Origin of the sequence: Bacillus sp. NPDC060175, from assembly GCF_042728695.1 — a bacterium.
GTDB lineage: Bacteria > Bacillota > Bacilli > Bacillales > Bacillaceae_G > Bacillus_A.
Window position 1 is genome coordinate 84884 of the sequence record NZ_JBHWYR010000007.1, and the last position, 7980, is coordinate 92863.

Consider the following 7980-nt stretch of genomic DNA (forward strand, 5'->3'; position numbering starts at 1 on the left):
CGTTGTATCATGCCGGAGGGAGGAGTTCAATCATTATCATTCAATTACGCCAGAATTTGTAATGTTAACTGTGTATTTTATTGTAATGGGAACATCTTTGTACATTTTTCTCCACTCTTCTAATTTGAATGAGCGATAATGTTCTTTGTATCTTGCACCAAGGCCGAGCGGATCCACATTTAAAGATTTAAACTGTTTAATTAGTTTGTTAGCTGTTGCATCTAATTGTTTTTCAACTGATTTTTCTATTTTTTTTGTGTTCTTTTTATTGTCTAAGTTGAACTGTTTAGATATTTCTTGAATACGCGCTTCTAGTTTGACGTGTATAAAAAATGATGGTTTTCCGTCTTTAATATTTACTTGGTAATTAGGGACGGAGCGAATATTATTAATGATTGTGTATCCAGAGTTTGCTTTAAATTCATGTGAATCTAATCGGTGTTTTTCCAATAAGCCTTTAAAGGCAAACATATCATGATAATTAATTTTGCCAATATATTTATCTCCTTTTAAAAGGCCGATGCCAGTAATTTTTATTTTATCTTTATCTTTTTTGAGAATTGGTAAATAGGAATCTTGGCCTTCACGATAATATCGATAAGCTCCTAAATGTAGATTGTCAGTAGGTAAAGGGCCTGTTTGCATATTATGGTCTAACATTTTCTTTATATAAATGGCAACGTTAGATGATGTTGTATATTTACCTTTTAGTAAGTCCATTCCAGTTCCTTCTAATAGACCGACATACATTGAGTTCCCGATGTTCACATCACGAATTAACGTGTCAAAGGAAGTTGATAACCCTTTTTTAGCAATTTTTGTAGTAAATAAAGCAATACGCATTTGTCCGCTTGCAAACGGTTGAGAGGATTCTAAAGAAGTATCCGCTTTTACTTGTTTTACTGCGTTTCCTACTCCTTCAAAGACTTGAACTTTATTCCCTTTTTTCTGTATAGGACAAACGAATGTGACTTTTACTTTATTATCTTTTGCTGTATCAAAAACAGTCCCTTGAATTAGGTTAACATCATCGATAATATTTTTTTGTAAGCAACCAGTTAGACTAAGGACGCTGATACAAGAAAGAAGCATTAATTTTCTTTTGATTTTTTCCATTTTCTTTTCACCCACACAATAATAAATAGAATTGGGATGTATATGTATATAAGCCAAAAACTAATCCTTGATGCATTACTAATAAAATCGTTAATATCATGTCTGTTCGTTAAAAGCTGTGAAATAATGAGGGTAATGAGCATAAAAGCAATTAAAACACCTCTTTGTTTTACACGAAATATTTCGTGTGTTCCTCTTGTTGCTGCCCATAACGGAAGGATAAAACTCGTAACAATAACGAGTGCATAAGCGGAAATTGCAATATATTCTAGTCTTTCAATGAATGGTAATTGGATTACCTGGGTCATAGAAAGTTGTGACCATATCGTTTTTAATAATTGTTTCTCACTAAAAAATGCAAAGGCTAAAAGGGTACTAAATAAATATAGAAGATTTGAAAATAAAGCTCCGTATTGAGCGAATTTATGAGATTGTTTCGGATTTTTCACAAATGGATAAACCATGAGATAAATTTCAAACCCTGTCATACTGTAGATTGACAGATTGGCGGCTTTTAAAATATCTGAAAAAGAATGTGTGAACATAGGTAGTAAATTAGACCAATGTGAGTATTTCAAAACGAATAGGCTAAGCAATAAATATCCCAATGTACCGCCAACTGAGATGACACAAATGCCAGTAATTACGCGAAAACCAGAGGAAATAATGTAATAGCTAACTAGGCATAAACAGAGTGTTAACATAAAAGTTGAAGCGGTAGGAAACATCCATACTTGAATAATTTCAACGTATGTTCGAATGACTGAAATACTAACAGTTAAAAAATAGGCTATAAAGATGAGATTAATGCCGTTTCCTAGCCATTTTCCGAACGTTTGTCGCTGTAAATCAATTAAATTTCCGTTTGTTTCTTTTAACAAGAAATACATCATCCATAGGAGAATATGAATGATGATTCCTGTGAGAAGGACACCTATCCAGCCATCGTATCCTGCTGCTTTCGCAATAATTCGGGCAAATCCGAGAACACCAGCACCAAATTGTGCACCGTGAATTAAAAAGAAAACGAAGACGGGTGATATTTGGTGTTCGGCTTTAATTTTACTCATCGATGCACCTCATTTCTTAATCATCAAAATCTGACGTATGTTTCGTAGAAATTCCATTAGTTGCTTTCTTTACGTGTTGCGGTCTTGCTTGAACATCTCGAGTATCAATCATTGTTAATGGAAAACGAATCCAAGAATCTTTAAAGGATTGTTGTCTCGTTGGATAAAAGAGAGCGTACGGCTTACGTAAAGAAGTAAGTCTAAACAAATGGGTAAATAAAAAGATAAATCCAAGAGATATACCGAAGAGCCCACCTATTTCTGCAAATGCGAGAAATGGGAAACGTAGTAAACGAACGGCGTTACCCATTTTATAAATGGGCGTAATAAAGGAAGCTAACGCTGATAAGGCAACGATAATTAATAAAATATTACTCGTTAAACCAGCTTGCACGGACGCTTGCCCGATTACGATACCGCCTACAATACCGAGCGTTTGTCCGACCTTCATAGGTAACCTTGCTCCAGCTTCTCTTAATAAATCAATCGCAAGTTCCAAGAAAAGTGCTTCTATTAAAGGGGGAAATGGTACTTGAGCCCTTGATAAAATCAATGTTTCAAGTAAGTCACTCGGAACTAATTCATAATGATAATTCAAAACTGCAACGTATAATGGAGTTGCACAAATTGAGAATAGAACAGCGATCAATCTTAAAATCCTTGAGAATGTAGCGTATAGCCAAGAAACGTTATAGTCTTCTGGTGAAATGAAAAAATCGAAATATGATACAGGTGTTAATAGGACACTCGGAGAACCATCAACAAAAATAGCGATTTTCCCATCAATAAGTGCTTTTGTGACTCTATCAGTGCGTTCTGTATTTATATAGAGAGGGAAAATTGACTTTTCACCCATTAATTCTTGTATATAAGCACTATCATTAATTTGATCATATTCAAGAGCGCGTAATGATTCCTCTAGAAAATCTACATTATCTTTTTCAGCTAGGTTGTCTAAATACATCATGACAACTTTTGTTTTTGAAAACTCACCGATAATCATTTCTTTTGTGTTTAAATCTAAAACAGGAAGGCGTTTTCGTACTAAATTAATATTCGTATCAATATCTTCTACGAATCCTTCTTGTGGCCCGATAACGGTTGATTCGTTTAATGGAGGAGTTGGTGCACGATAATTATCAATTGCAATGTTTGCAAGCATACATTTTTGATCTTGTTGGTTCAATTGAATAATCGCATGTCCCTTTAAAACCATGTCCTCAATTTTTTGTAAGTCGTTCGTAATTGTAATACCACTCATCGGAATATGTTCTTTCAGCTCTTCTAGTGAAGCGCATGGTCGTTCTAAAAGAGTAGGCATTAAATATTTTTGTAATTTCTCCCCATCAAGTGAAGGGCGATAGTAAGAAATCCAGTAAGGCATCGTTTCATCGTCAGATGTATGGTAATTAATAAAATCACTAGACTTTTTTAGCTTCGTTATTAAGTCTTGTAGAGAATGAATGCGGTCCTTTTTTGGCTTACTAAAGTCATAAATGCTGTTACTTCCAGAGCTTTGCTGCTTATCTTGAGAAGAATTGTCTTGCTTAGAACCTTGCTGCTTGTTTTGAGAAGGCTCGTCTTGCTTAGAACCTTGCTGCTTATCTTGAGAAGAATTGTCTTGCTTAGAACTTTGCTGTTTGTCTTGAGAAGAATCCTGTTGTTTAGAATTTTGCTGCTTGTTTTGAGAAGAATCCTGTTGCTTAGAATTTTGCTGTTTGTCTTGAGAAGAATCCTCTTGCTTAGAATTTTGCTGTTTGTTTTGAGAAGAATCCTCTTGTTTAGAATTTTGCTGTTTGTCTTGAGCAGAATCCTCTTGTTTAGAATTTTGCTGTTTGTTTTGAGAAGAATCTTCTTGCTTAGAATTTTGCTGCTTGTCTTGAGAAGAATCCTCTTGTTTAGAATTTTGCTGTTTGTCTTGAGAAGAATCCTGTTGCTTAGAATTTTGCTGCTTGTCTTGAGAAGAATCCTGTTGCTTAGAATTTTGCTGCTTGTCTTGAGAAGAATCCTCTTGTTTAGAATTTTGCTGCTTGTCTTGAGAAGAAGCAGCAGTTTGTTCCTTACTTTTTGGCTCGTCATTCTTATCTTTGTTATGTTCCTTTTGATCATCAGACTGTTGTTCCGAATCAGCTGTCTCTTTTGTATTTGAGTTTTTTTTCTTACGTAACCAATTCCAAATCATATGTATGCCCTCTTTGATTGTGTAATATAGTGCTATTTTGTGGCTAATTTTGTATATTATTCATTTATTTATGAAAAGAAGAAGGAGAATGCTTTCCGCAGAAAAAAATCCTTTAGTAAGGAGTTCATAATATGACGGGAAGAAGGCGAGTCAATGCAAATTGTAAAGAAGGAGAAGTTTGTTTTAAAAGAGTTTATTTTTGAAAATGGTAGGGGAATTCCTGTTCAAATGGGGTATGAGACGTATGGTGCTTTAAATAGAGAAAGGTCAAATGCGATTTTGGTTTGCCATTATTTTAGTGCAACGAGTCACGCGGCAGGAAAATATACAGAGCATGATGAGGAAGCTGGTTGGTGGGATGGATTAATTGGACCTGGGAAAGCAATTGATACAAATAAATATTTCGTTATATGTACTGATAACCTTTGTAATGTACAGGTGAAGAACCCTTACGTGATTACAACGGGACCAAAATCGATAAATCCGATGACTGGTTTTGAGTATGCGATGGATTTTCCAGTTTTCACATTTTTAGATGTAGCACGTATGCAATATGAGTTAATAAAAGATATGGGCATTTCTAGATTACATGCTGTAATGGGACCTTCGGCAGGTGGGATGATTGCGCAGCAATGGGCTGTCCACTATCCTCATATGGTAGAACGAATGATTGGAGTTATTACGAATCCACAAAATCCAATTATAACGTCGGGAAATGTAGCGCAAAATGCGATTGAAGCAATTCAGCTTGATCCAAATTGGAAAGGTGGAAAGTACGGAGAGGAGCAACCAACGAAGGGGCTTCATTTAGCGAATAAAATGATGTTTATGAACGCATTTGATGAACATTTTTATGAAAAGGCATTCCCGCGGAACAGTATAGAAATGGTACCTTATCAACAATTTTCTGCATTAACATCATTTGAGAAAGAAATAAATAAAGTGACATGTAAAAGTATAGATTTAGTAGATGCAAATTCATGGATGTATACTACAAAAGCGGTCTTATTACATGATATTGCATATGGATTTTCTTCCTTAGAAGAGGCTCTTTCTAAGATTGAAGCGAATGTACTCATGATTCCATGCAAACAAGATTTACTTCAGCCGCCTCGTTCCAATTATAAAATGGTAGAAATTTTGCAAAAGCAGGGGAAGTATGCAGAAGTATATGAGATAGAAAGTATAAATGGGCATATGGCAGGAGCGTTAGATGTTCATTTATTTGAAAAGAAAGTTTATGAGTTTTTAAATCGGAAAGTATCTAGTTTTGTGTAGGAAATAATTAATGTGAAAAGGTGCATGATTTATAGTAGGCACCTTTTTTTACATGATTTGCAGACGGAAAATATATGAAGCGATTGATAAACCGAAGAAAGCTATACTAAGTAATAGAAATAAGAATGACATTTCTTGAGGGGATTTTATCTTTTTATTATTTTTCATACTAAGAGCAATAACTGCAAAAACTAAGAAAATGATGCCCGTAATGAAAAGAAAAAGTGTCATTTTAACTGGCTCCTTTCATCAAACAAGTATATTGAGGATACAATGCGCCAGTTATGTTTGTAAAGAATAAGTTTTGCGGGAAAATTGAGAAATAAATGTTCCATTCTTTGCGTTCCTTCCTTCGCGTGCTAAAATTGATGAGCAATGTTTGTTTAAAGAAGAAACTGAAGGTTTTATTGTATATAAGGAGGAACTACATATGACAGAAGTAAAAACAATTACTACAGAAGAAGTGCAAGAGCGTTTAGAAAATGGAGAAACATTATTTTTAGTAGATGTAAGGGAAGATGAAGAAGTAGCGACAGGGAAAATTCCGGAAGCTGTACATATTAAAATGGGCGATATTCCAAATAAAGTAGATTTCTTTGAGAAAGAGAATGAATATATCTTTATTTGCCGTTCGGGAATGCGTAGTGAAAATGTATGCCATTATTTAAATGAGCAAGGATTTAAAACAGCGAATATGGTTGGCGGTATGCTTCAATATGAAGGTGAAACTAAATAATCAGCTAAAAAAACTTGAAACGTGTGTGTTTCAAGTTTTTTTCTTTTGCATACAGTGTATAAAAGGGGGAGGCGAAATGGGAATTAACATGCGTAAAGTAAAAATTATTAATAATACAGGAGCTGTTAATGTCGGCGACTGTTATAATATCTCACCTTTAGCTGTGGCAAAAATATACGCCGGTGCTGGAGGATCAAGTACGGCTATTTTTTTAAATGGGAAGCGGCAGCCAGAAGCGGTGATTAGAACGTCAGTATTTCTTCCACCGTTAGCGACGAGTACACGTACATTAGGTTCGTAAAGGAGAGGTAGAGTGTAAGTATGCCAGCACGTATAAAAGAGTTTATTATCGTTAATAACACTGGGAATATATTTACGGGTGATAATTTGAGGGATACTTCGTTTACTGCCTCGAAATCGTATAGTGGTTCAACGGGTTGCACTTGGATTGATGTTGTTACAGTAATAGGGACGGAGACGAAGCTTTGTTTACAGCCGGGGGATTCTGTGACGACAACATATACGAGAGGTATTTCTGCTAGTACTTTAACAGGAGGGAATACGGGCCAAAGTGCAAATGCGTCGAGTACTACGCAAGCAGCACCAAATACAGATAATACAGATTCAGTTGCAGGACTCCCCTAAGGCATAGGGGAGTTTTTATTTAGAAGAAGAACTTGTGTTACATAAAAATGGCAGGAATTGTTTTAAAAGTAGTATTGGAGACAGCTTTAGAAAATACAATTCAAATGGAGGGTGAATTTTTATATAGAACATATTTTGCAGCTGTAGTTTGCTTTTGAGGGGGTGGAAGTGGTGGAAAAAAATGATGGAAAACAAAAAATACAAGCGTCGATAAATTCTAATTTTAAAATATCGCCAGATCTTGTCGGCCCAACTTTTCCTCCAGTGCCAACTGGAATGACAGGGATAACAGGGGCGACAGGAAGTACGGGGGCGACAGGAAGTACGGGAGCGACAGGAAGTACGGGAGCGACAGGAAGTACAGGTCCAACCGGAAGTACGGGTGCAGCGGGAGATACAGGTCTGACAGGAAATACAGGAGCAACGGGAAGTACAGGAGTGACAGGCTCGACAGGAAATACAGGAGCAACGGGAAGCACGGGTCCGACAGGAAATACAGGAGCCACAGGAAGTACGGGTCCGACAGGAAATACAGGAGCCACCGGAAGTACGGGTCCAACAGGAAATACGGGAGCAACGGGAAGCACGGGAGCAACAGGAGTCACAGGTGCAACCGGAAGTACTGGAACAACGGGAGATACAGGTCCGACAGGAAATACAGGAGCAACGGGAAGTACAGGAGTGACAGGAAACACCGGTCCAACCGGAAATACAGGAGCCACAGGAAGTACAGGAGTGACAGGAAACACCGGTCCAACGGGAAGTACGGGAGTCACAGGAAGCACAGGTCCAACAGGAAGTACGGGAGCAACGGGAAGTACAGGAGTGACAGGAAACACCGGTCCAACGGGAAGTACGGGAGCCACAGGAAGTACAGGAGTGACAGGAAACACCGGTCCAACGGGAAGTACGGGAGTCACAGGAAGCACAGGTCCAACAGGAAGTACGGGAGC

The 7980-nt window shown here is 37.0% G+C and carries 8 protein-coding genes and 1 pseudogene; 5 read left to right on the forward strand and 4 right to left on the reverse strand.

The annotated features are described in order from the left end of the window. Positions 1-36 precede the first annotated feature (36 nt). The 3 genes from ACFWDE_RS06230 to ACFWDE_RS06240 are packed head-to-tail and all read right to left on the reverse strand — an operon-like array spanning position 37 to position 4368. The gene (locus tag ACFWDE_RS06230) at positions 37-1116 is read right to left on the reverse strand and encodes a Ger(x)C family spore germination protein (protein WP_377890814.1); all 1080 of its coding nucleotides are present in this window, start codon (positions 1114-1116) and stop codon (positions 37-39) included. Beyond that, on the reverse strand, positions 1092-2186 hold the full coding sequence (locus tag ACFWDE_RS06235) for a spore germination protein (RefSeq protein ID WP_377890816.1): 1095 nt from the start codon (positions 2184-2186) through the stop codon (positions 1092-1094). The genes ACFWDE_RS06230 and ACFWDE_RS06235 overlap by 25 nt, the downstream gene beginning before the upstream one ends. A 16-nt stretch (positions 2187-2202) precedes the next feature. Further along, positions 2203-4368: a spore germination protein gene (locus ACFWDE_RS06240; protein WP_377890819.1), complete on the reverse strand. Its 2166-nt coding sequence runs from the start codon at positions 4366-4368 to the stop codon at positions 2203-2205. 153 nt (positions 4369-4521) lie between these two features. On the opposite strand from ACFWDE_RS06240, the gene ACFWDE_RS06245 reads away from it, so the two are divergent. Then, complete coding sequence (locus ACFWDE_RS06245; RefSeq protein ID WP_377890821.1) at positions 4522-5646, forward strand: homoserine O-acetyltransferase family protein; 1125 nt, start codon at positions 4522-4524, stop codon at positions 5644-5646. 48 nt (positions 5647-5694) lie between these two features. Here ACFWDE_RS06245 and ACFWDE_RS06250 read toward each other — a convergent pair whose 3' ends face one another. Continuing rightward, positions 5695-5877, reverse strand: a complete 183-nt coding sequence (locus ACFWDE_RS06250; protein WP_002145301.1) for a hypothetical protein — start codon at positions 5875-5877, stop codon at positions 5695-5697. Between the two features lie 199 nt (positions 5878-6076). On the opposite strand from ACFWDE_RS06250, the gene ACFWDE_RS06255 reads away from it, so the two are divergent. The 4 genes and pseudogenes from ACFWDE_RS06255 to ACFWDE_RS06270 form a co-directional block, all read left to right on the forward strand. Then, positions 6077-6382, forward strand: a complete 306-nt coding sequence (locus ACFWDE_RS06255; protein WP_377890823.1) for a rhodanese-like domain-containing protein — start codon at positions 6077-6079, stop codon at positions 6380-6382. 76 nt (positions 6383-6458) lie between these two features. After that, positions 6459-6683 (forward strand): spore germination protein, encoded by a 225-nt coding sequence (locus ACFWDE_RS06260; RefSeq protein WP_002145303.1) that lies wholly within the window; start codon positions 6459-6461, stop codon positions 6681-6683. A gap of 20 nt (positions 6684-6703) precedes the next feature. Beyond that, complete coding sequence (locus tag ACFWDE_RS06265; RefSeq protein ID WP_219920584.1) at positions 6704-7027, forward strand: hypothetical protein; 324 nt, start codon at positions 6704-6706, stop codon at positions 7025-7027. Positions 7028-7198: 171 nt separating this feature from the next. Next, a pseudogene (locus ACFWDE_RS06270) lies at positions 7199-7980 on the forward strand (collagen-like protein); the annotation flags it as partial.